The organism is Bacillus sp. V2I10, assembly GCF_030817055.1.
Taxonomy (GTDB): Bacteria; Bacillota; Bacilli; order Bacillales; family Bacillaceae; genus Bacillus_P.
The window spans coordinates 3,291,545-3,315,543 of sequence record NZ_JAUSYV010000001.1 but is presented as its reverse complement, the minus strand read 5'-3'; the positions used below and the strand labels follow the sequence as shown (position 1 = coordinate 3,315,543).

Below are 23,999 nucleotides of genomic sequence, written 5' to 3'. Positions count from 1 at the left end.
TTAATGTAAAATCTTCACGAGGAGAATTGTATTGAATGTGTTGATTACAGGTGGAAATCGAGGTTTAGGTTTAGAATTAGTGCGAGGTATTTCATGAAAAGGGTCATACAGTGTTTCCTGTTGTAAAAAGGAGAGAATCCCTAGTTTTCCTAAATGAAATGTTCACTGACAGATGTCACCCCATATTCTCAGATATAAGTAAAGATGAGAGTATTGCAGAACTAACTTCTCAAATTAGCTCTCACACAAATTATATTGACACTGTTATTAACAATGCCGGTATACCAGGAAAAACATACGAAATAGAGAAAGTAAGTACACAAGAGTTAATGGATTTATTTAATGTCCATTGTTTAGGAGTAGTTAGGACTGTACAAGGAACTTTAACGTATTTACGTAAATCTTCAAATCCTCGTATTATTAATCTATCATCTCGACTAGGTTCATTATCTAAGATGACCAGTGGTGAATTTGCAAAAGGAAAGTTTTCATATTCTTATCGGATTGCAAAAGCAGCACAAAATATGCTAACGCTGTGTTTAGATCAAGAATTGGAGGATATTCCTATTTCAGTTACAGCTATTCATCCAGGAAAGTTACAAACATCCATGGGAGCTTACGATGCAGATATGAGTCCGGGAGATGCAGCTACTGGCATATATTCTTGGCTTATAAATTCTAAACAAGATATATCCGGTAAGTTCTTTGAACCCTTAGTGACAGAAATAAGCTGAAAGGTGTATATATTATTTTCATTCCATATCCAGATTTTATAATAAAGGGATAACTCCGATAACTGTACTTATGTTAAAAAGGCAGAAAAAAATGCTTTTCTTATTCCACAATCTGACGCGCTTCTTAAGCAAGAAGGCGTTCTTTTTATTTTTTACAAAAAATTTATAAAAAATTAAAACCTTTTTTACATAGGAATGATAGATTAGTTGATGTCAAAAAACGTATGGAGGGGAAATAATGGCTAATCTTCGTAAAAAGATAATGGGATTAACATTAGCAGGAACGGTAACACTAGGTTCATTAGGTGTAGGAAGCATGATGAACAGCAAAGAGGCAAAAGCCGAACCGAAAACAGCAGGACAACAACCTAAAAATGTGATCATGATGGTCATGGATGGGACAAGCTCTACATCTACAACATTAGCTCGATGGTATAAAGGTGCACCTCTTGCCCTAGATCAAATTGTATCAGGCGGAGTTCGCACTTATTCGGCAGAATCAGCTATTACCGATTCAGCGCCGGCAGGAACAGCTTTAGCGACAGGAAATAAATCTAACTCCGGTTACGTTGGCGTATTACCTTCTGTTGTGAATTCACCTGGCGTAGAACCAATCAAAGAAGAAGACAAGTTTCGTCCGGTTGCCAACGTCTTAGAAGGTGCGGAACGTTCAGGACGCGCGACAGGAATAATTGCTACATCTGAAATTCAGCATGCAACACCGGCTGGTTTCTCGGCCCACCACGCTAACCGTAATAATTTTGAAGTGCTTGGTGAACAACAAGTCTATCAAAATATGGAAGTTGTATTGGGTGGAGGAAAGGGAGCGCTTCAGCCTGCGGCAAGCAACGGAATCCGTAAAGACAACGAAGATTTAGTGAAAGTTATTCAAGACAAAGGGTACGATTTTGTTGAAACAAAGGATACTTTATTAAACTCTAAATCCGATAAAATCTGGGGCTCTTTTTCCAATGCTGCTCTTGCATATGATATGGATCGTGAAGTAACCAATCCTGAACAGCCGACGCTCGCTCAGATGACAGACAAATCGATTCAAACTCTATCAAAAGATAAAGACGGTTTCTTCTTATTTGTAGAGGGAAGTAAGCCGGACTGGGCGGCACATTCAAACGACCCAATCGGGATAATCAGTGATGTATTAGCTTTTGATGCCGCGGTTGCAGAAGCACTAGAGTTTGCTAAAAAAGATGGGAACACTATGGTAATTGCTGTAGCTGACCATGGCAACAGCGGTATTTCCATCGGTAACAGTAATACCACAAAAGGATATGATACAACACCGGTATCAGCTTACATTGATCCTTTGAAAAAAGCAAAAATGACACTTGAAGGTGCTACAAGCAAACTAAATAATGATTTATCTAATTTAGAAGAGGTAGCGGCACTTTACGGCTTAGACAACTTAACAGCTGATGAAAAAGAAAAGTTAAAAGCCGCACAGAAGAAAACGGATGTAGGTCCAATCTTGGTTAAATTATTAGCCAATCGTGCAAACCTCGGCTTTACAACAGGTGGTCATACCGGTGAAGATGTATTCTTATACTCTTACGGTCCGCAAAAACCGTACGGTTTAGTCCAAAATACGGACATTGCGAAGACAATGGGCCAAGCAATGGGCTTTGATTTAAAGGCGTTAACTAATGAATTATTTGCAGACGCTGGACCTGCCTTCAAGAAAATTGGGGCAGACGTTACAATAGACAAGACAGATGCAGCAAACCCGGTGCTTGTAGTAAAACGCAATAAAGCGACAGCTCAATTGTTTGTTAATAAAAATATTATTCGTATCGACGGAAAAGATTATGAATTAGGAAGCGTCGTCGTAGAAAGTAACGGCAAATTCTATGTACCTGAAAAAGCAGTTCGTCTATTCACGAAGCATTCTCGCTAAAACTAAAGGAAACAAAGAGCTGATCCAAAAGATCAGCTCTTTTTATAGCTATGGCTACCCTTTTATAAGGAGGACTACACAGAGATACCATGGAGTAATTGATCATAATATAACAAAGCACTAATGCGTTAAAATGTAAATTTGATCTATTCCTTTCAATGATATATACACTTTTATTAACACAAAAAGAGTCCTTTTTCATCAAGGGCTCTTTAGCATTTTTTAAGTTCCTGTAAGAATGATTATGTAAAATAAGACAAAGAATTGTGTTTTTCTTATTCAACATATCAGCTAATAGAAGTATTGTTGATTATTCAAGTATCGGGCGCAATTCACAAATAGTGGATCGTGTCCTTTACTCAACAATCGAGGCCGATTGCTTAACAAAGTGTCGTCTCTTCTTATTAAAGTTAAGGGCAGGATTATGGAGGTTTTGAAATTATTCCTTCTTCCGCTATCGGGCCAGATTATGGAATAAGGGGTTGTTCCTAGAAAGAATGTTTGAAATAATTGTAAGTGAATTATTATATAAATATTTTCATATTTAAATTCAAGGGCTTGTAATCATAGTGATATAGGTTTCAACAAGTCAAAGTCAAAGTCATTTTGGAGGGATGGACATGAACCAAAACAACGCAACAAACAAAATCGCAACGCAAGTAAGTGAACGCGAGATTGTGATCACCCGCGTATTTGATGCTCCACGCGATCTTGTGTTTGATGCTTGGACGAAAGAGGAGCACCTGTCGAAGTGGTGGGGACCTCGAGGTTTTACGACGACTTTTCAGAAGTTTGATATGAAACCGGGCGGTACATGGCAGTTTATCATGCACGGTCCTGATGGCTTTGATTATCCCAACACCAACGTCTTTGTCGAGGTCGTTAAACCCGAGCGATCATTTTTACCCCATATTCCGGTTAAGCTAAGGAATGTCATAAGAAAAGCTTTATCAATTAGTCCTCAAGATAGATATGAAACTCTGCTTGACATGATTAATGACATTAGTTTAATTGACGAAAATTTAGATTGATCTTATAATAATATTACGAACGAACATTCGGAATTAGTTAAAATTGATGAGGATTCGTCTTTTACATTAAAAATTGTTCTTTCTAAGCATCATGATAAAAATAATTGGACTACAGAAGGAATAAAAATTAGAAATGCAGATGGTAAACAAACAAGAGTAACTAAATGGAACTCTGGAGAATATACTACTAAAGAAGTTGCATTCAAAGCCATAGAAAAGCTCATTATGATGTAAAATCTAAATGGAAAGGAGATATTGATTTATGGCTGCTAAATTTAAATTTAAAAAGTCAAAGAATAATCATTATCCATTTCCTCTAGAAACGCTAAATGAGAGGTATTTAAAAGAAAAAGCTACAAACCCTAAAACCCAGTATACTGTTGAAAAAAGTGAAGACGAATACTTTATATTTAAAACAGTTGATTCATTTAAAAAATAAGACCCTCACACTAACCAGTGGGGTCTTTTTCGTATGCAATAAAATAAAAATACCCATAATTTTACATAATAATAATTTTCTAATAGGGTTTCTTGCTTACTTGTTGAATATTAATTGATAAGGGAAGGAGGAATTGATATTAAAGAGTTTAATAGTATTAAAATGAATGGAACTCATTATAATGGATACGGATATATTGAGAAAGTTGACAAAGCAATTGTAATTGAATCAGCAGAGTTATTAAGCCTATTTGAAAATTTTGAAAGAAATGGGTATTTAATTAAAGAAGTAGACTTTATTAAGTCAGAGGAAATGGTGGATTCATTTAAAGGTGATTTTATAGTATACAGAATCAATAAATTCGAAATTATTATTTATCCATTTCCTTATTAATTTCACCTTAATTTAATTGTTGATGTTATCTTGAACTATTAAAGACACTCTAACTTATTACTCCGAGTAAGTCATATGGAATATATGGGTGAAGGGAGGGATGCATTATGGATAGGATCATAATTACATTTAATTTTGTAGATGGAAGTATTAAAAAATATGATTTAAGCATTGATGAATTTAAAAAGTTTGAAGAAGAAAATAACGAAATTCATTCAAATTGGTTAAAGTTAGAAGATGTCAGAATTAACTTAAATAATGTTTTATATTACAACTCAATTCTTTCTGAAGAAATTTAAAGTATTAACGCAACTGCATTTGATCGTATTTAATGCATCCTTTCGAGGGTGCTTTTATATTTAGAGGAGCGACAATTTGATCATTCTGTATTGGTGAAAGAAATAATGAAATTGAATGGCTTAGAAATGTGATTGTTTGGAAAATGACTAAATTATAGAAAATAAAGGAAATAAGTCACTTGATGTCGTAATGTATTGACAAAAGGTGGAGATGGATAAATGAGAAAAACGGAACTGATAATAAAAGAATTTCATGAGTGTATCGAAAATTTAGGTAGCATGCCATTTGATAAGGCTTTACCTCTAATGACTGAAGAAATGCAGAGGATTGGAGTCAAGTATAACACTACTGGAGAGGAAGTGTTCGCAAAATACATGTATTGGAAGTCTAGACAAAAAGTAACAAGCTAAAGCACCCTCAGTTGGTTCTTTTTTTTTGTCTAAAACAGGCTTTTAGAATTAACAAAGAACAACCATTACCGCATACAGTATACTAAAACTTATTGGTGGTGGATGTGATGAGCATGAAGGCAAGGGCTGGTCTGAGTTAGACATTTTTATTCGTATTGGCTTTTTAGCAGAAGAAACGGGCGAAGTTGCACGAGCTATAAGAGCCCTTGAAATTGGTAGGGATAGGCCTGATGAAGTTAAGGGATCTTATGAGGAAAATATACAAGAGTTAACTGAAGAATTAGGAGATGTATTAGGTAATTTAATTGTGATTGCAAACAAGTACAATATCCCTTTAGAAGAAGTGTTTCACTCACATAAAAAGAAACTGTCAGAACGTTATTCTAATGATTAGGCTAAAAAGCCTTTATTCAACAATCGGGCCATTTAATTGAATAAATCTAACCGTTTCTAGAGGAAACGATCAGATTGACGAGAGTAAGATTATTCACTCGTATTTCTTTAAAACAATAGCTGCATTGTGACCTCCGAAACCAAATGAGTTAGATAGACCCGTATTTATTTTCACTTGGCGAGCAACAGATGGTACATAATCTAGATCACATAATGGATCAGGATTTTCTAAGTTAATTGTTGGAGGAACTATCCCTTCCTTTAAGCTCATTGCTAAAGCAATTGCTTCAACTCCACCAGCTGCCCCTAACATATGACCAAGCATAGATTTATTAGCTGTTACTGGAATCTGATAAGCTTGTTTTCCAAACAGCTGCTTAATTGCCATCGTTTCAGAGATGTCACCCACTTTTGTACTTGTTGCATGGGCACTAATAACATCAATTTCTTCAGGCGATATATTGGAATTTTTTAAAGCTGATCTCATTGCAAGATAGGCACCTTTACCTTCCGGATGTGTAGCTACGATATGGTGTGCGTCTGAACTTGCACCATATCCAATGACTTCTGCATAAATCTTTGCCTCTCTACGTAAAGCATGAGATAAAGATTCTAAGATTAGAATTCCAGCTCCTTCTGACATGACAAATCCATCTCGATTTTCATCAAATGGACGACTAGCTTTAGTGGGATCATCGTTTCTTGTTGATAATGCTGTAGCATTACCAAAGCTTGCTATTGATAAGTCTGTTATAGCTGCCTCTGTTCCACCCGCAAACAAAACGTCAACTTCTCCAGAACGAATTAGTCTAAAGGCTTCTCCGATAGCTGTATTTCCAATTGCACAAGCAGAAACAGGCGACATAGAAGGTCCCATCGCGTTCCACTTGATACTAATTTGTGCTGCAGCAGCATTAGAAATCATGGCAGGGACTAGGGTCGGGCTGACTCTTCTTGGCCCCTTCTGCCTAAGCGCATCAATATTTTCAATCAAAGTTTCAATTCCTCCTATACCTGAACCTACGTATACGCCTAACCTTTCTACATCTATACGATCGAGGTCTAACTTAGAATCTGCCCATGCTTGTTCAGCTGCAGCCAAAGCAAATTGAGAAAAACGATCTAAACGTCCTGCTTCTTTCTTTCCTAAAACTTCATCTGCATCAAAATCTTGGACGATACCTGCAATTTTTGTCTTATGATTAGTAACATCAAATGTATCAATAGTGGATATACCAGATTCCCCGTTAATCAGATTGTTCCAAAATGTTTTGATGTTGTTTCCTATAGGAGAAACTACTCCCATACCGGTAATCACAACTCTTTCCACTTTTCATTCCTCCAAATCAATAATATACTTGTATTTTACAGACCTTTTATCCTATTACAAGGGATTGTTTATCCTGGTATAATTACTACTAGGTTAAATTGATATGATGAGGAGTTTTAAAAATGAATGATAAAACTAGGCTTGAAGCTTTGTCGACATTCTTAAAAGCTAAGCGTGCCCAAATTAAGCCAGAGTCTATTGGTTTGCCTGCCGGAACCCGGAGAAGGACACCTGGGTTACGAAGAGAAGAGGTTGCACAATTAGCAGGTGTAAGTACCACTTGGTATACATGGCTAGAGCAAGGAAGAGATATAAAAGTTTCTTCAATCGTACTTGATTGTATTTCTGCAGCTTTGCAATTAAATAATGATGAAACAGACTACTTATATGACCTGGCATTAGAAGCAAAATCGGAAATTACAAATCTAAATAAGGATCAATCAGAGATTAGCCCTTCTTTAAAGCGAATACTAGCTGAATTAACATATTGTCCGACTATCATTACGGATCGACATTGCCATATTGTGGGCTGGAATCCTGCAGCTGCTCATGTTTTTTTAGATTTTGAACAAATACCGAATGATCAAAGAAATTTGATTCGTTTAGTGTTCACTAGAAAAGAATTAAAAGCATTAGCCGTCAATTGGGAACATTTTGCGAAGGGTTTTCTTTCTATTTTCCGTGCTTATTATGGACACTATTTAGGCGATGAATGGTACAGCCAATTTATTAAAGAAATGAGTCATGCACATTCAGAATTCCAGGAATTATGGCAAGAAAGTCAAGTGAGTAAGGCTCCAGAAATGATAATTGAATTCAGACATGCTAAAGCAGGCAAAATGTTGTTTAATTTAACTTCTCTTCAAGTTCAAGGTGATATGGATTTACGGTGCAGTATCTATACACCAGTAGAGGAAACAGATACAGAAAATAAATTAAAGCGATTAATGAAGAGGGTTTCCATTGAAAATTAATAAAGTAATTTCATTACACTAGCGAAATGAAACTGATTACTGAACGAAGTCATTATTCCTTATAGGGGGTACCACCACATGCCCATCAAGCTAAGGCAAATCATTACCGCAAAAACGAAAAAAACGCTATTCTTTCTGTAATATCATGGAAAGGCTGGTGTTTTTTTATGTGTCGAGAGATTTCAGACGAAATCGCACCAGAAACGACTCAAATCTATTATTCACGTTCATCCTAATATTAAAAAACTTCCTAACTATTAGGAAAATGTATATGCTTGGTAAAGGTGAAGCGCTTACATTAAAATAAATGTGAGGAGGAAATCCTAATGAAAAAACGTTACATTAAGATATTAGAGCATTTAGAACAATCTGAGAATGACTTTGTAAGTGGAAGCGAACTTGCTAATCTATTTAATGTAACGACAAGAACAATTAGAAATGACATTAGGGAAATAAATGAAAATTATTTAGATAAAGTAATAATTACTGGTAATACTCAAAAAGGATATAAATTAGTTGGGGATTTATCAAATATTCATCAAAATGAAGATGATTACGAAGAACGAGCTTTTCACATAATAAAAACACTTTTATCTGAAACTGATTTTATAACTTATGATGAATTGGCAAAAAAACTTTATTTTTCTACTCAAACAATTAGGAAAGACGTACAAAAATTATTTCAAATAATCCAAGCCGAAAAACGGAACATTGAGGTTGAAGCAATTATTTTCCAAGGGATAAGGCTTAATGGAAGTGAAGTAGAAAAACGTCTATTACTAAAAAAATTAGTAACAACAAATTGTTTAAAGAGAATGTCGCTTGATGAAGCGCTGCAATACTATTTTGGTGATTGGTTTAGTCAGTCCTCAATTCAATTAGTATATTCTTGTATTGAAGAAGAAGTTACTAAGTATAATTTATTACTAAGCTCTCAAGAACTATTCTCAATATGTGTGAACATAATTATTAGTTTAAAACGAGTAGGCCTTGATCAAAAAATTGCTGAAAAAGACATGAGGTTAGATAATACTTGCTTTGAAGAATTAAAAATAGCAAAGTTAATCCTTACTCGTTTAGCTAAGGAAATGAATGTACAGTTTGACGAATATGAATATCAGTATTTATGCTACTTGTTAATCGTTTTACAAATATTACCGAAGAAAAATGAAGTAATTGAACATGAACACTCAGATGAAATAGAGGAAAAAGTAAAATCGGTTATAAAAAAAGTTGGGGCTCGATATGGTTTTTCAAGTCGAAAGAATGAAAAGTTATTTAATCTCCTATTGGAACATATTACAAAGTCATTATATCCATTAAAATATTACTTTCCTGTAGAGAATCCATTTATTTCTCAAATAAAGTCGGAATATATGAATGCTTATAATATTGCAGTGGTTTTAGCGAAAGAATTACAATTTTGCTTAAATATAAAGATACCAGAAAATGAAATCGGTTACTTGACACTTCATATTATGAATATTATCGAAAATTCCCAAGAAACAAGGAAAAGAATTGCAATTATTTATGGGAAAAATCCGTTAGTAGGTAAGCTATTAGAAAGAAAAATAAATTTATACTTCCCAAATATTAAAATTGATGGTTTATTTGCAAATCATGAAATCCATTCACTTCCTGAAGGGATAGAAACTATAGTAACTACTAGTGAAATCCTTGAGGAGCAGCACCTAAATGTGAAAAATTGTATTCGTGTTAGTGAAATGATCACAAATGAAGATATGAAGACTATTTATATTCAAATAAATCGTGGCTTACTGAAATACTATTTATCTCCGAATGATCTTTGTTTCTTAGATGAAGAGAATCAAAAAGATTTATTGAAAACCCTTACGAAGTTTGGCGATATTCAACATCTGTATACAAGCATTAATGAAAGAGAAAAGATGTCGAGTACTAATATTGGAAATTTAGTGGCGATGCCGCATCCATTTGATTGTGGAAATAACAAAAAATTACGAGTGTTAGTGGCAATAAATAAACAAAAAATTTTGTGGGGAGATAAAATGGCTCAGATTATCTTTCTATTTATCCCTCCAAAAAATCAAAAGGTGAATAATACAAAGTTTTTTGAAGAGATTCATGATGTGTTTAAGCAAACAAATATGACAGAAAAATTATTAAATGTAACCAATTATGATGAGTTTTTGGAAGTTTGGTCTTCCAAATAATATTAGGAGGAATAGAAATGTTAGTTAATATGAAAGATTTACTTCAAGTAGCTTATGAGAATAAATTTGCAGTCGGGTCATTTAATGTAGCCAATAGCGAATTTGTCAAAGTTGTAGTAAGTGCTGCAGAGGAGCAAAAATCTCCAGCTATACTTCAAATTCACCCGAATGAAATTAATTTAGTGACAGATGAATTTGTGGCATATGTACGAGAGGCGGCGTCAAAGTCTAAAGTTCCTTTTGTGATTCATTTAGATCACGGGGCAACAATCGAAGATATTACTCGATCTATTAGAAATGGCTATACGTCTGTGATGATGGATGCGTCACATTTACCATTTGAAGAAAATATGGCATTAACAAAAAAAGCAGTAGAACTTGCTCATATGGTAGGTGTGTCTGTAGAAGGTGAACTGGGTACTATTGGAAGTAATGAGGGTAGTTCAGAAGGCGGAGCAGATGAGATTTTATATACGAATCCTGATGAAGCAGCTATTTTCGTTGAAAAAACAGGAATTGATACCCTTGCTGTTGCTGTTGGAACTTCACATGGCTTATATCCAAAAACGAAAGATCACTCTATTAAAATTGATCGATTAATGAAGATTCATGAAAAAGTAAACATTCCTTTAGTTCTTCACGGTGGATCAGACAACCCAGATGAAGAAATAAGAGAAGCTGTGAAACATGGTATTGCCAAAATTAATTTATCAACAGATATGAAGAGAGCGTTTTATAACCAATTAAGAGCTACGCTGGATGAAAATCCAAATGCATATGAACCAGATCTATTAATGCCTGAAGCAACGAAGGCAGCTATTGAATTAGTAAAGAAAAAAATGGATCTATTTGGTTCAACTGGAAAAGCATCACTCTATAAATTAGGAGAAATTTAAGAGGAGGGATCATATATGAAGACTTCTAGTGTCTTAAGGCCAGAAAACATAATATTAGATCTAGTTGCTGAAACGAAAGAGGACTTAATTAATGAGCTTGCAGAAAAATTAAATAAAAACGGCTATTTACATGATCTTAAACAATTTAAACAGGATATTTGGGCTCGTGAAGATCAGGTTCCAACAGAAGTAGGGTTTGGTATTGCTATTCCACATGCAAAATCTGATGGAGTTAAATCGCCTGCTATTATTATGGGAAGATCTTTAAGTGGAATTAAGTATAGTTCAGAAAAATGTAATTTATTTTTCATGATAGCAGCCGGCAAAGATTCTTCAACTGAGCACTTAAAGACTTTATCTAAAATCTCCACTTTTCTAATGGATGAAACCTTTAGAGCTAAGCTTATTCTTGCCAAAGATAGTCATGAAGTTGTCCAGCTATTTGCAAATGCTGAAGAAAAAATGGGACAGGTAGATACGAATGATAAGAAGTATTTTGGTAAGAAATTGGTCGGAGTTACTGGATGCCCTACTGGAATAGCACATACATTTATGGCTGCAGAAGCATTAAAAAATGCTGCTGAGGAGCTTGGCGTTCAAATAAAAGTTCAAACCAATGGATCGACGGGTATACAGAACAGATTAACTCAAGAAGATATTGATGAAGCAGATGGCATAATTGTTGCTGCAGATGTTAAAGTGGACATGGATGTCTTTGGTGATCGTAAGGTTATTAAAACGTCTGTTAAAAATGGGATACATCATGCAAAGGATTTAATTGAAGATGCTATTTCTGGAAAAGGTACGGTTTTAAATCAGGGGAACAACAAGTTAAAGGAAGCAAAAGAAAAAACACGATTAAAACAACCTAAAATATACAGCCATATAATGAATGGGGTATCTTTTATGATTCCATTTGTTGTCGCTGGCGGTATATTAATCGCAATCTCCTTTATGTTTGGTATTCATGCTTCTGACCCGACTAGCTCAGAATATAATGCATTCGCTGCTTTTCTAGGTACAGCAGGTGGTAGCGCAGCCTTCGCACTAATGGTTCCAGTACTAGCAGGATATATTGCGTATAGTATTGCGGATCGTCCAGGTTTAGCACCAGGTATGATTGGTGGTATGATGGCAACCCTTGGTGGTTCAGGATTTTTAGGAGGTATGATTGCAGGTTTTATTGCTGGTTATACAATCTTAGGATTGAAAAAATTATTAAAAGGCATTCCAGATTCATTACAAAGTCTTTCACCGGTACTTATACTTCCTTTAATAGGTACGTTTGTAACAGCCTTTATTATGCACTTTGTAATTAATAGTCCGATGGCGTGGATTAATGAGTCGTTACAAGGTTGGTTAAATGGTTTAACTGGTTCGAATGCAATTTTATTAGGAGCGCTTTTGGCAGGAATGATGGCATCTGATATGGGCGGCCCTATCAATAAAACAGCATCAGCATTTGGCTTAGCGATGTTTGCAAATCATATTTACGAACCATCTGCTGCACTAATGGTTGGAGGGATGGTCCCTCCATTAGGGATTGCATTAGCAACAACACTATTTAAAAATAAATTCTCACTTGAAGAACGAAACGCAGGAAAAGCAGCTTATATTATGGGGGCATCTTTTATTACTGAAGCAGCAATTCCGTTTGCTGCAAGTGATCCATTAAGAATAATTCCAGCAAATATTGTTGGTTCAGCAATTGGTGGAGGGATTTGTATGGCATTAGGAATTTCTTTACAGGCTCCTCATGGTGGAATCTTTGTAATTCCTATTGCTGCAAGCAGTCCATTGCTATACATTGCATGTATTTTAATTGGTTCAATTATTACAGCTTGTATAATTGGAGTATTAAAAAAACCTGTTTACAGAACACAAGGTAATACTAGTGAGAAGTCAGGAAATATAACAGTAGCAATTAAAGCAGTATAATTTATACGAGTGAAAAATGACATCGGTACAGTACGGGGCTACTGAAAAGTCCCTGCACAAAACTAAAGGTAGATCCCTTGAAAATTCCCAAGGGATTCTACCTTATTTTGTTATACAATGAGGGATAATAGTCTGACTAGAGAGTATTATCACAGCCGCAACTACTCCCTCGATGTGATACGCATCTGATTTATTTCCAGCATCAATCAAAATATTTTCTCCCTTAGGTGTCTTGATATAGATAGCATCAGCACCACCTTGGCCAATATTAATGTTATGGACGGTTAGTTTGTTTGTTGCTGCATGAGTCCGCATTCCATATGGGTTCATACTTACAGTTGGCGGTACCCCGGTATCAAAACAAAAAGTCTCAATAGGGTAAACCCTATTGATACAAGAGTTTTTACCTTAACGTTGTAAAATGTCAAAATCCTGACGCTACCCCATACCCATCAAGCGAAGTTAAAATCATACCCTCAAAATGAAAAAACGCTATGCTTATCGTAAGAAGTTTACGAGAAAGGATGGCGTTTTTAATGAATCCTATCATTTCAAATGAACTGAATCTTTTCGCACAAGAACTACAATACTTTTTATCTCCAGTAGTCCTACAAGATATCGCCAAACAAGTTGGCTTTGTACAGCGATCTAGTAAGTATCAAGCAAACGAACTCATTGCCCTTTGCGTATGGCTTAGTCAAGAAATCGCTAGCACATCACTTACACAATTGTGCAGTCAGTTAGAAGCTTCCACTGGGGTACTGATGAGCTCAGAAGGACTGAATCAACGCTTTAATCCAGCAGCTGTCGCATTTCTTCGAGAAGTCTTTACTTCTCTTCTCACACAAAAACTCTGTTCAAATCAATCGCTTTCTGCACACATGATCTCTACTTTCAATCGTATCCGTATTTTAGATGCGACAGTGTTTCAACTGCCTGATCATTTCGCCACTGACTATCAAGGTTCAGGTGGGAGTAGTAATACGGCAGGCGTGAAAATCCAATTGGAATATGATTTACTTAGTGGTCAATTTCTTAACGTGCAGCTTGGACCAGGAAAGAATAATGATAAAACATACGGTACCATCTGCCTTGAAACCGTAGAGGCGGGCGATTTGTGTTTGCGTGATCTTGGTTACTTCGATTTAGGAGACTTACAAGCGATTCATGATAAAGAGGCTTACTATATCTCGCGGTTGAAGCTGAATACACGCATTTATATCAAGAACCCTGAGCCAGAATACTTCAACAATGGCACGTTAAAAAAGCAAACAGAATACATCCAGCTTGATATGACACAAATGATGTCTGGTCTAACCCCTGGTGAAACGATCGAAATCCCCGAGGCATACATTGGCCAAAATCAGAAGCTTCCAGCACGTGTCATTATCCATCGTTTAACAGATGATCAAACGCAAACACGCCTGAAAAACCAAGCGATACGTGAAAAGAAGAAAGGCATTGTCATGAAGGATAAAAGTAAACGTTTAATGGGCATGAATGTATATATCACGAACACGTCGCTAGAAGAAGTACTGACGAATTACGTCCATTCATTGTATTCACTTCGTTGGCAGATTGAGATTTTGTTTAAAACGTGGAAGTCATTCTTTGAAATTGATGAATGTAAAAATATTAAAAGAGAACGCCTAGAGTGCCATTTATATGGACAACTCATTGGCATTCTCCTCTGTTCTTCTACGATGTTTCAAATGCGACAGCTTCTGCTTGAAAAGAAAAAGCAGGAGCTGAGTGAATACAAAGCGATTTATATGATTAAAGATTACTTTCCGTTACTGTTTCAAGCGATAGCAGTTGGCACAGAAGAACTTTTGAAAATTCTGCATCGCCTTTATCAGCTGCTAAAAAAGAACGGTCGTAAATGTCATCGGTATAAGAAGATGACCGTCTTTGATATTCTAGGGGTTGTGTATGAAACGACGGTGAAGCATAGACAAGCTGCCTAGCGAAAAAATCGCGTTTTAATGGGCTTCTTTGGCATGCCTACTTTTCCATCACTCGCTAGTTTTGAAACAAGGATCATTTCGTATCTAGTAATTTACTTTGTTAGCTTGATGGGCATGGGGTACCACCAGCAAAACGCGAATTTACAACGCTAAGGAAAACTGAGTAAAAAAATAACCGGTTTTCACCACGATAAGGTGTAACCGGTCAAAAAGTGTCTCATTTTCTAGTACTACAATATCTGCGTTGTATTTTTCAAAATGGACCTTTCGAGGGATTGAGCAAAAACACCCAATTTACAAATAGTAGGGATAAATTTAGTTAAAATTGGTTAAAATTGGTTAAAATTGGTTAAAATTGGTTAAATTAATAAGAAGATTAATAAAGGATGATAAAATGATCGAAAACGATAAAATATCTGCACTTCAATTGATGATGTTAGTAGTTTTATTTAATATTGGTACAACGATTTTGATTGTACCATCTAGCCTTGCTCAAGAAGCGAAACAAGACGCTTGGATAGCAAGCATTGTTGGGTTAGGAATAGGCTTATTGTTTATTCCTTTATATAACGCCTTGGCGAAACTCTCCCCAAATTTGACGTTGTTTCAACTTAGTGAAAAAATTCTTGGAAAATGGTTAGGAAAAACGATTTCCGTATTGTATTTTACGTTTTTCTTTATTATATGTGCATTTTTGGTTAGGGTAATCGGGGATTTTATCACAACACAAATTATGCCTCAAACCCCCATACAAGCCATTATCATAATATTTCTCTCCATTGTCATCATGGGTATTCGCCATGGACTTGAAGTATTTTCACGATCCTCCGAGATTTTGATGCCTTTGGTTATCTTTCTTTTATTTATTGTTGTTCTAACTACTGCTCCTCAAATCGACTTTAAAAAAATACAGCCTATATTTGAAGCGGATATCAAAACTTTACTAAGAGCAAATGTTGTCCATATCGGAGTGCTGTTCTTAGAATTAATTGTGTTTTTAACCATTTTTCCTTATGTAAATGATCCGAAAAAAACAGGAAATGTCCTCTTGATAGGAACTCTAATCGGAGGAATCGTTACCATTTTGATTACATTTCTTTCAATTAGTATTATTGGAGCTTATCATACGGCAGGAATTCAGTATCCAACCTATATGTTAGCTAAAAAAATCAATATAGGTGAATTTCTGCAAAGGATAGAGGCAGTGATAGCTGTAATTTGGTTTATTTCTATCTTTTTTAAAATGACTATTTGTTTTTATGCTTCCGTTTTAGGACTTGCCCAAACATTAAATTTGAAGGAATATCGCTCGCTAACTTATCCTCTAGGGATGATAACCGTTGTATTATCCCTTGTCATAAGCCCTAACATTGTTTATTACGAATTCTTTACCGCCAAAATATGGACACCCTATGCTTTAACCTTTGGGTTTTTCTTTCCCTTGCTACTACTTGTAGTAGGAATATTACGAAAAAAGGTGTGCTAAATTCGTATTCAACTATCGGGAATCGAGAGTTGAAAAGACGATACTACTACACAATAAACGGGTCATAACTGGAAGTAAAATCCAGCTTATGACCCATTTTTACACGTATCTCGGCTTAACCCCGTTATGGTGCAAATTTCGAAAAAAAGCGAATCTTATGATGTTGAAATTACTGGGAATGCAGTCATGTTAAAGATTTCGATGTTTATTTAGAAGATGAATAAAGTTACTCAACGAACGGGTACTAATGCTATATAAGTACGTACCAATTCTAACAGATTTTGATCTTCCCAATACCAGCTTCTAAAAGCATATTAGTTATTCAAGAAAAGGGCGCGATTGTTGAATAATTAAATCCCAATGTCTCATTTATATCACTGAGACATTGGGATTTTTAATACTGGAATATCCTAAACGTTGTAAATCCGCGTTTTGCTGGTGAAACCCCTATAGGAAAAAGAGTTAACTTTACTGTTGCCCTCTTGTTCCACGGTCGGATGGCGTTAGTTGAAGAAAAATAAGCTAATTTGCATTCGTGTTTCTATTTTCGTTATTCCATTATAGGGCGCTATTCTTCGATAAGACAACATAAATGATCTTCAACAATCGGGGGCTTTAATTGAATAAGGATCATAGAAATGATCAAACTTTATTCTAAAGTAACATGCATAAACACCCTTTTTTTTATGCAGCCAACCGGCTTCTTCCGCAGTTGAAAACGTTGATCTATCAGCCTTGTATAAAAACGTGCATAAATGATAAATCCGGACAGTGAAAAACCCCTTGGTAATCAAGGGGTTTTCTTTTTTGCAACTTCCTCTAGGATTGATTATGTTAACTAGATTTGTATAGAGTATTCATTCGATCCTTTGGATCTTCTTCAACAACGGGTGCAGTTATGCCAAGACGTGACTTAAATATCACAATCTTTTCCGACGAACAATTCATAATGGTTTATCAGATACGCAGGTAATACCTTTATCACCAAATGGTATTTTAATATCTAAAAAAACTTGACTTTAACACTAGTGTCATACTTTATGATGAAATTAGTAATTTTAAAATAAGGGAGGTGGAGCTTTGAAAATAAGTCAAATAGCTAAAATGACCGGGATCAGTTCTCGATCCTTACGGCATTATGAGAAAAAAGGGTTGTTAACTGTTTCTCGTCTTAACAATAATTATCGTGAATTCGATTATCGAAGCTATTAATACGATCAAACTATATCTTAATTTAGGTCTAACAACCGACCAGATTAAAGATATTCTGCATTGCCCTGAAGATCAAGAGTACGACAAAAAAGACGAGTATTGTGAAGAATTGCTGCAAATATATGAAACCAAGTTGAATGAAGTGATACGGCAAAAAAAGGCATTGGATGAGGCGCAAGTCCGTTTGGAAAAGCAAATCAACCTAATGAAGGAAAACCGGGATAAGTGGGTACCCGTAGAGGAGGATGAACAATGACAATTTTAGTAACGGGAGCAACGGGGACAGTAGGCCGGCACGTCGTGGACCAACTGATTCGAAGGGGGCAAAAGGTACGAGCATTGACACGTAATCCACTGCAAGCCAATCTTCCTGCTGATGTGGAGGTTGTCGCCGGAGATTTAAGTGATCCGAGTACGCTAGTTTCTGCGTTGGTTGGCGTAAGCAGCATGCATTTGATTACAACAGGTGCAGAATATACCCCGTTGGAAACGGGACCGGAAATCGTAGAACTTGCTGTGAAGGCTGGAGTACGCAGAGTTACTGTTTTATGGAACGGCGAGAAGGGTTCTTTCGAGAGGGCAGTTGAAGCAAGCGATCTAGAGTGGACCCAACTTCAAGCCTTTGAGTTTATGGCAAATGCGCGGAAATGGGCAGACTCCATACGCTCTGAGGGGGTAGTTCGAGATCTGTTTGGGGGATCACGAATTGCTCCTGTTCATGAAGCCGATATTGGAAGAGTCGCAGCAGTCGGACTGACTGAGGACGGTCATGCAGGTAAAGTATATACATTAACAGGGCCTGAGAGTTTGTCCGTTCAAGATAAAGTTCGGATTATTCGTGAGGTCATCGGACGTGACATTCAATTTGTTGAGAGTTCTGAAGAAGAAGAACGTGAGCAGATGAGGAGGATGGGGGTTCAGGAGGACGCTATTGATTACGTAATTCGTTGGCACCTTAATCCGCCTAAATCGGCTTATACGGTGACTCCAACTGTCGAAGAGATTACTGGTCGGCCCGCACAAACCTTCACTCAGTGGGTCTCTGAACATGTGCAATATTTTTAAAAACCATAATTGAGGTGTTCCAAAGTAGCAACTAAAGATTGAGCTAACGAGTGCGATTGTTTAATAAGCAGCAAAAAGGATCTTCCAGTGAAGATCCTTTTTATGTACCGATAATTGCAATTATGTAAACTGAAATTGTATAGAGTATGCATGTTTAATATCTCGTTCAATAACCTATATTTCTGATGTTTTTCGTATTAACCTTAAATGCCAGGGTAACCAAAATCCAAAAATAACAAAACTTTATTACAACAACAACGAATAAACAGGTATAATCCTTCATTAAAAAACAAGAATAATATGTTAAAATTTTGAATGTTAGTTAAAAAAAGGAGGTTAAAGTATGAGGAAAATAAAGATTGGAGCATGGATTTTAACATTAATTATGATTGTCAGTTCCCCCTTTTCTGCTTTAGCAGCAGTAACAGCAGGAGAAGGAGATTGGGATAATCAAGGGAGCGATGAATTTACCAACCAAAGTGAAATCTTTCTATCAGGTGGAGGCGATTTTAAAATTTGTCTCAGTTCTGATAGTCAACCAGGTGATTATCAGTTATATGAAGAAGATCCGTATAATCCAGATGATAAAGTATATTCTAATGATGGTACTATAGGTCTCAACTTTAAAACACCAGGTAGTAATGATTTTCCAAATGGTTGTCATGTCTTTAAAAATATCAGTGGATATGTCGATGGTGATCAAGCCGAATTTTATCTTGCTAAATATTCTGGCGGAAATTCCACTGTAACAGCCTGGGATTGATTTATACTAGTCAAAGAGGATTAGGATAATTGGCCATTAGAATGCTTCCTAGAACGGTTGTTATAGTAACAACAAAAAGGATTGGGACCCTTTTGGATACCCAACCCTTTTTGTTGCCGATAATTTTGATTATGTTAACTAGATTTGTATAAAGTATTCATGTGATACTTTGACGTTTTGTTGAACTAAAGGGCATTGTTTCTATTCAACAATCGGGCCATATTCTTGAATAACGGATAACCCCAAGATATCTGTAATTTCTACATTTAAACCTTAGCGGAAATAATAAAATCCTTTTTTGTTAGAGGACATTAGAACCTTTAATTCCTGGTGTTAATGTCCTCTATCCTTTTTTATCGAGCATCAGAAAACCGTTGCTAAAAAATATTTTCAATATTCCTTGACAGGAATATTCCTTTTAAGGTATATTGAATTCATGAAAACAACTTTGAATGCTCTTGCTGAGCCTAACCGACTACACATTGTCGAACTCTTACGTAACGGCCCTCTCACGGTAGGGGAGATTGCCGATCGACTTGAGCTCAGTCAGCCACAAACTTCCAAACATCTTCGTGTACTTAGTAATGCAGGGCTCGTCGAGGTGAATGCAATCGCCAATCGACGGATCTACAAGCTGAGGGCCGAGCCGTTCAAAGAGCTTGATTCCTGGCTAGAGTCCTACCGCCACATTTGGAACGAGAGATTCGACCGCTTGGACGATTACCTGCAGGACCTACAAAGAAAGGATGTGAACCATGACGACAAGTAGGAGTCCTGCCAAAGATTATTAAAAAAACGATATTGGAGGAATGAGGTCATGGCAAACCTTTTGACGTCTGTAGAAGATCGGAAACTTATTAGGAATGACCAAACCAAAGAAGGAAATAAGGTATCTCTGAAGAAAATAACAATCGGATACTGGTTTTTTACGGGGCTGTTGATAGCATTAATGCTTTTAGGTTCTATTGGTGATATAATGTCCGCCCCTGAAGCAGTTGCTTTATTCAAACATTTAGGGTACCCCGCATACCTTCTTCCCTTTATTGGCGTTGCCAAATTGTTAGGTGTAATAGCGATACTGATGCCCGGCTTTCCGCGAATTAAGGAATGGGCGTATGCCGGATTTGTCATCGATTTGACGGGTGCCATGTATTCAACTATAGCAGTAGGCGATCCTTGGGTATTTTTCATTATTGGGTACATTTTGATTGCTGGATCCTATGTTTTCTACCATAGAAAACGAAAAGCCGTTTCATTAAGTCATGCGAAATAACTTAACAAAAATTGATTAGGAGGAATGGAAATGTCAAAGGAAACTGCAACAAACAGCATTACAATGAACACCGAGAAATGTGAATTGGTTATCACGCGTACCTTCAATGCACCACGCGAGCTTGTGTTCAAGGCGTGGACCGAGGCTGAGCATCTAAAGCACTGGTGGGGGCCGAAAGGCTTTACAATTACGGTTCAAGAAATAAATGTAAAGCCAGGCGGTGTATGGACTTACGTCATGCATGGACCCGATGGTGTCGATTATAACAATAAAATTGACTTCATAGAGGTCGTGAGTCCTGAGCGACTCGTTTACTCCCATGGCGACGGAAAGGAGGAACATTTTCGAGTAACGGTAACATTTTCCGATCAAGGAGATAAGACCGAACTCACTATGTGGATGCTCTTTAAGTCAGCAGAGGAACTTGACAAAGCGGTTAAGGAGTATGGAGCCATTGAGGGTGCAAAATCAACGCTTGATCGACTTGAGGAAGAATTAGCTAAGATTTGAGGGGCACAACATATACAAAAAGGAAATGGGAATGGACGGATGCAACTGCCGCGTCTGGGAAGAAAGATTCGACAACCTGATCGAATACTTGTAGGAACTGCAAAACAAAGAAAAATCTTAAGATCTATCATTTATCTGAGGAGGAATTAGAAATGTCCAACAACGCAATGATTTCGAGGGTAGAGAACGATCGGATACTCGTGCTGGAGCGTATTTTCGACGCGCCGCGCGACCTCGTGTTCAAGATGTTTAAAGAGCCCGAGCATCTCAAACACTGGTGGGGTCCCAAAGGGTGGGAGCTTCCAGTCTGCAACGTCGATTTCCGGCCGGGCGGCGTTTGGCACTACTGCATGAAGTGCGTCGACCAAAACCAAGGTGACTTTTACGGTATGGAATCTTGGGGCAAAGGGGTTTATAAGGAGATCATCGAGCCGGAGAAGATAGTATACGTCGATTTCTTCTCGGATGCTGAAGGAAATACGAATGACGCCATGCCATCGACTGATGTTACATTGGAATTCATTGATCTCGGCGGCAAGACGAAGCTGATTAACCGTGGTGAATATGCGTCAGCGGAGGGCCTCAAGACTGTCATGGATATGGGCATGCTGCAAGGAATCACCGAAACTTGGGACCGCCTAGAAGAAATTCTCAAGCAGCTGAACGTCAGTCAACATAAAAAAAGAGAATTCATAATGTCTTCCGAGGTTACGACAAATAATAATTCTGAAGCGATCTCAGACCGCGAGATCGTCAATACGCGCATCTTTAATGCGTCGCGTGAACACATGTTCAAAGCGTTCAGCGATCCGGATCACCTGGTGCATTGGTGGGGGCCTAAGGGCTTTACGAACACGTTTCATGAGTTCGATATGCGGCCGGAGGGTATCTGGCGCTACGTCATGCACGGACCCAATGGCGTCGACTACGAGAATAAGAGCGTATTTGTCGAGGTGGTGAAACCTGAACGGATCGTCCTCCGTCATCTGGAGCCGATCCACGAATTTTTGCTGACCGTCACCTTTACCGAGCTAGGAGGCAAGACCGAGCTTACTTGGCGCATGCTTCACGAGTCGGCCGCTGAATGCGACAAGGTGAGGAGATTCGCCGTCGAGGCAAACGAACAGAACTTCGATCGTCTTGAGGCGCAACTGGCAAAAATGGTCTGATACCTGAATTCTATCAATCATAAAATAAGATGAACATATGGGGGCTTTTCAGGAATAAAAGTACAGCCAACATACAGTAAAACGATCTTCCGCAATCGGGCGCATTTCTATAGGAAAGTTACTTTATACTTTTGGGTTATATTAAAATAAAGACCCTTCATTATTGATTAATTGTAAACCTCGTTGAATCTCAACGAGGTTTTTGACACTTTAGCTGTATTTGTTAATAAGCAATAATTTATGAGTTTACCGAATTTATTTTTCCCTTCCGTTTACCCCATGGCTTCAAAACAGAAATAACAATGACAAAAACCAATAATGAGGTCTGAATGGCGGCACTGATTATTAGCATATTTCGGTCATGAAGATATATTGGATCATCCAGCGCATTTAATCCTTTTTCAGTAGTAATTTTAATTGAACCTTGAACCCAGATATTTAAAATACTACCTATCCCTATAGTAATTAAAGTTATGATTTCTTTAGTAATAATCCAGTAATGTTTAAAAAATCCCCAGTGTGTCTTGAGGGACAGGAATATACCAGTAATAATAACTCCTAAAAGACCAGGTATTATCAATGATAGGTCCACAATATGCATTAGATGATGAGAAACCTTTAAAACATCAGGCGTAATTGTTGTTAAAGCTGAAATCAAAAGAAGCCATTGAGTAAAGCTGCCTCCAACAAATAGAACGGTTGAAATTAAATGAAAAATTAGTAACCAATTTCTTTGATTTAATTTGTTTTTCTTATTATTCCCTTTCAATATTTAATCACCCCATTAATTTAACACTGTTAAATTTTTGTTTAACAGTGTTAAGTTTAAGGCATAAATGTTAATATTGTCAATGGGTATAGGAGGTATACAAATGGCTAGAAAAAAACAAAATTCAGAATATGAATCGCTGGATCAAAGTAAAATTATTCAAACAGCGATCGACTTGATTAATAAAGATGGCTTAAAAAAACTGTCTATGAGAAATGTGGCGAATGCCCTTAATACAAGTGCTGCATCTCTATATTGGCACATCGAAAATAAATATGAATTATTACAGTTATTATCTGAGCAGATCTCTAAAAATATCTCATTTCCTGATTCGTCTAAAGAATGGTATGAGCAGCTCATTGAACTTGGGAATGAGTTTCGACAAGCATTGTTGTCTATTCGGGATTCAGTAGAAATAATGACCGAAACAGTACCAATGACTCCTGATCGACTTCAATTAATTGAGAATATATACCGAATTCTTATTAATGCTGGTTTTAGGTCAGAGGATGTTCCAGCTACGGCTAGTTTATTTAATAATTATGTTCTTTCATTTGTAAGAGATGAAATGATACAGGTTCAAATAGCTAAAATCCAAGGATTAGAGGTTAATGAAGCTTTTGAACAGGCAAGAAATATGTTTCAGTCTTTACCTGTTAGTAAATATCCGTCTTTAGTTGAACTTGCTGATTATTCAGTATCCATAAATAGTGACAAACAATTTGAATTTGGTCTTCAAGTTTTATTAGATGGACTTAATAAACGATTACAGCAATAGCTAATTGAAGCTCTTCTGTTATTCCAGAATAGGGCGCAATTCTGCAACTGGTATGCTCCCCTTAT

At 36.8% G+C, this 23,999-nt stretch carries 24 protein-coding genes and 3 pseudogenes; 24 read left to right on the top strand and 3 right to left on the bottom strand.

The annotated features are described in order from the left end of the window. Nucleotides 1-31 precede the first annotated feature (31 nt). The 8 genes and pseudogenes from QFZ72_RS16750 (at nucleotide 32) to QFZ72_RS16715 (ending at nucleotide 5,613) form a co-directional block, all read left to right on the top strand. A pseudogene (locus QFZ72_RS16750) lies at nucleotides 32-734 on the top strand (SDR family NAD(P)-dependent oxidoreductase). A gap of 238 nt (nucleotides 735-972) precedes the next feature. Beyond that, nucleotides 973-2,646, top strand: a complete 1,674-nt coding sequence (locus QFZ72_RS16745) for an alkaline phosphatase (protein ID WP_307435342.1) — start codon at nucleotides 973-975, stop codon at nucleotides 2,644-2,646. A 620-nt stretch (nucleotides 2,647-3,266) separates the two neighbouring features. Continuing rightward, a complete protein-coding gene (locus QFZ72_RS16740) occupies nucleotides 3,267-3,677 on the top strand; it encodes an SRPBCC domain-containing protein (protein WP_307435338.1) in 411 nt (136 codons plus the stop codon). A gap of 262 nt (nucleotides 3,678-3,939) precedes the next feature. Further along, nucleotides 3,940-4,116, top strand: a complete 177-nt coding sequence (locus QFZ72_RS16735; protein WP_307435335.1) for a hypothetical protein — start codon at nucleotides 3,940-3,942, stop codon at nucleotides 4,114-4,116. 114 nt (nucleotides 4,117-4,230) lie between these two features. Continuing rightward, entirely contained in the window at nucleotides 4,231-4,509 is a 279-nt protein-coding gene (locus QFZ72_RS16730; RefSeq protein ID WP_307435332.1) for a hypothetical protein, read from the top strand. A gap of 107 nt (nucleotides 4,510-4,616) precedes the next feature. Further along, the gene (locus QFZ72_RS16725; protein ID WP_307435330.1) at nucleotides 4,617-4,808 is read left to right on the top strand and encodes a hypothetical protein; all 192 of its coding nucleotides are present in this window, start codon (nucleotides 4,617-4,619) and stop codon (nucleotides 4,806-4,808) included. 219 nt (nucleotides 4,809-5,027) lie between these two features. Next, complete coding sequence (locus tag QFZ72_RS16720) at nucleotides 5,028-5,219, top strand: hypothetical protein (protein ID WP_307435326.1); 192 nt, start codon at nucleotides 5,028-5,030, stop codon at nucleotides 5,217-5,219. A 79-nt stretch (nucleotides 5,220-5,298) separates the two neighbouring features. Next, the gene (locus QFZ72_RS16715) at nucleotides 5,299-5,613 is read left to right on the top strand and encodes a MazG nucleotide pyrophosphohydrolase domain-containing protein (RefSeq protein ID WP_307439826.1); all 315 of its coding nucleotides are present in this window, start codon (nucleotides 5,299-5,301) and stop codon (nucleotides 5,611-5,613) included. 93 nt (nucleotides 5,614-5,706) lie between these two features. Here the strand turns inward: QFZ72_RS16715 and fabF are convergent, their stop codons facing one another. Further along, nucleotides 5,707-6,942: a beta-ketoacyl-ACP synthase II gene (gene fabF, locus QFZ72_RS16710; protein ID WP_307435324.1), complete on the bottom strand. Its 1,236-nt coding sequence runs from the start codon at nucleotides 6,940-6,942 to the stop codon at nucleotides 5,707-5,709. Between the two features lie 122 nt (nucleotides 6,943-7,064). Between fabF and QFZ72_RS16705 the strand changes: the two genes are divergently transcribed. The 4 genes from QFZ72_RS16705 (at nucleotide 7,065) to QFZ72_RS16690 (ending at nucleotide 12,942) form a co-directional block, all read left to right on the top strand. Further along, entirely contained in the window at nucleotides 7,065-7,916 is an 852-nt protein-coding gene (locus tag QFZ72_RS16705) for a helix-turn-helix transcriptional regulator (RefSeq protein ID WP_307435321.1), read from the top strand. Between the two features lie 326 nt (nucleotides 7,917-8,242). Continuing rightward, entirely contained in the window at nucleotides 8,243-10,108 is a 1,866-nt protein-coding gene (locus tag QFZ72_RS16700; protein WP_307435318.1) for a BglG family transcription antiterminator, read from the top strand. A 17-nt stretch (nucleotides 10,109-10,125) separates the two neighbouring features. Beyond that, nucleotides 10,126-11,004 carry a ketose-bisphosphate aldolase gene (locus QFZ72_RS16695; protein WP_307435316.1) on the top strand — a complete coding sequence of 293 codons (879 nt, stop codon included), beginning with the start codon at nucleotides 10,126-10,128 and terminating at the stop codon, nucleotides 11,002-11,004. A gap of 15 nt (nucleotides 11,005-11,019) precedes the next feature. Continuing rightward, nucleotides 11,020-12,942, top strand: coding sequence for a PTS fructose transporter subunit IIABC (locus tag QFZ72_RS16690; protein WP_307435313.1), 1,923 nt, complete (start codon nucleotides 11,020-11,022; stop codon nucleotides 12,940-12,942). 189 nt (nucleotides 12,943-13,131) lie between these two features. Here the strand turns inward: QFZ72_RS16690 and QFZ72_RS16685 are convergent. Continuing rightward, nucleotides 13,132-13,224: pseudogene (locus QFZ72_RS16685) on the bottom strand (ComEC/Rec2 family competence protein); the annotation flags it as partial. A 254-nt stretch (nucleotides 13,225-13,478) separates the two neighbouring features. Here QFZ72_RS16685 and QFZ72_RS16680 point away from each other — a divergent pair. From QFZ72_RS16680 to QFZ72_RS16630, 11 genes and pseudogenes are all read left to right on the top strand, one after another. After that, nucleotides 13,479-14,909 carry an IS4 family transposase gene (locus QFZ72_RS16680; protein ID WP_307435311.1) on the top strand — a complete coding sequence of 477 codons (1,431 nt, stop codon included), beginning with the start codon at nucleotides 13,479-13,481 and terminating at the stop codon, nucleotides 14,907-14,909. Between the two features lie 394 nt (nucleotides 14,910-15,303). Further along, a complete protein-coding gene (locus tag QFZ72_RS16675; protein WP_307435308.1) occupies nucleotides 15,304-16,395 on the top strand; it encodes a GerAB/ArcD/ProY family transporter in 1,092 nt (363 codons plus the stop codon). 1,104 nt (nucleotides 16,396-17,499) lie between these two features. After that, a complete protein-coding gene (locus tag QFZ72_RS16670) occupies nucleotides 17,500-17,607 on the top strand; it encodes a MerR family DNA-binding transcriptional regulator (protein ID WP_307439824.1) in 108 nt (35 codons plus the stop codon). Then, entirely contained in the window at nucleotides 17,582-17,863 is a 282-nt protein-coding gene (locus QFZ72_RS16665) for a MerR family transcriptional regulator (protein ID WP_307435306.1), read from the top strand. The genes QFZ72_RS16670 and QFZ72_RS16665 overlap by 26 nt, the downstream gene beginning before the upstream one ends. After that, nucleotides 17,860-18,672, top strand: coding sequence for an NmrA family NAD(P)-binding protein (locus QFZ72_RS16660; protein WP_307435303.1), 813 nt, complete (start codon nucleotides 17,860-17,862; stop codon nucleotides 18,670-18,672). The genes QFZ72_RS16665 and QFZ72_RS16660 overlap by 4 nt, the downstream gene beginning before the upstream one ends. 343 nt (nucleotides 18,673-19,015) lie before the next feature. After that, the gene (locus QFZ72_RS16655; protein WP_307435300.1) at nucleotides 19,016-19,435 is read left to right on the top strand and encodes a hypothetical protein; all 420 of its coding nucleotides are present in this window, start codon (nucleotides 19,016-19,018) and stop codon (nucleotides 19,433-19,435) included. 436 nt (nucleotides 19,436-19,871) lie between these two features. Continuing rightward, nucleotides 19,872-20,204 (top strand): ArsR/SmtB family transcription factor, encoded by a 333-nt coding sequence (locus tag QFZ72_RS16650; RefSeq protein WP_307435297.1) that lies wholly within the window; start codon nucleotides 19,872-19,874, stop codon nucleotides 20,202-20,204. Nucleotides 20,205-20,252: 48 nt separating this feature from the next. Beyond that, nucleotides 20,253-20,708, top strand: a complete 456-nt coding sequence (locus QFZ72_RS16645; protein ID WP_307435294.1) for a DoxX family protein — start codon at nucleotides 20,253-20,255, stop codon at nucleotides 20,706-20,708. Between the two features lie 30 nt (nucleotides 20,709-20,738). Beyond that, entirely contained in the window at nucleotides 20,739-21,218 is a 480-nt protein-coding gene (locus tag QFZ72_RS16640; protein ID WP_307435292.1) for an SRPBCC family protein, read from the top strand. A 152-nt stretch (nucleotides 21,219-21,370) separates the two neighbouring features. Then, nucleotides 21,371-21,880: pseudogene (locus QFZ72_RS16635) on the top strand (SRPBCC domain-containing protein); the annotation flags it as partial. Nucleotides 21,881-21,913: 33 nt separating this feature from the next. Then, a complete protein-coding gene (locus tag QFZ72_RS16630) occupies nucleotides 21,914-22,387 on the top strand; it encodes an SRPBCC family protein (RefSeq protein WP_307439822.1) in 474 nt (157 codons plus the stop codon). Nucleotides 22,388-22,625: 238 nt separating this feature from the next. On the opposite strand, the gene QFZ72_RS16625 is transcribed toward QFZ72_RS16630, so the two are convergent. Then, nucleotides 22,626-23,156: a DUF2269 family protein gene (locus QFZ72_RS16625; protein ID WP_307435289.1), complete on the bottom strand. Its 531-nt coding sequence runs from the start codon at nucleotides 23,154-23,156 to the stop codon at nucleotides 22,626-22,628. Nucleotides 23,157-23,259: 103 nt separating this feature from the next. Here QFZ72_RS16625 and QFZ72_RS16620 point away from each other — a divergent pair, with 103 nt between their 5' ends. Then, nucleotides 23,260-23,934, top strand: a complete 675-nt coding sequence (locus QFZ72_RS16620; protein ID WP_307435285.1) for a TetR/AcrR family transcriptional regulator — start codon at nucleotides 23,260-23,262, stop codon at nucleotides 23,932-23,934. Nucleotides 23,935-23,999: the final 65 nt, after the last annotated feature.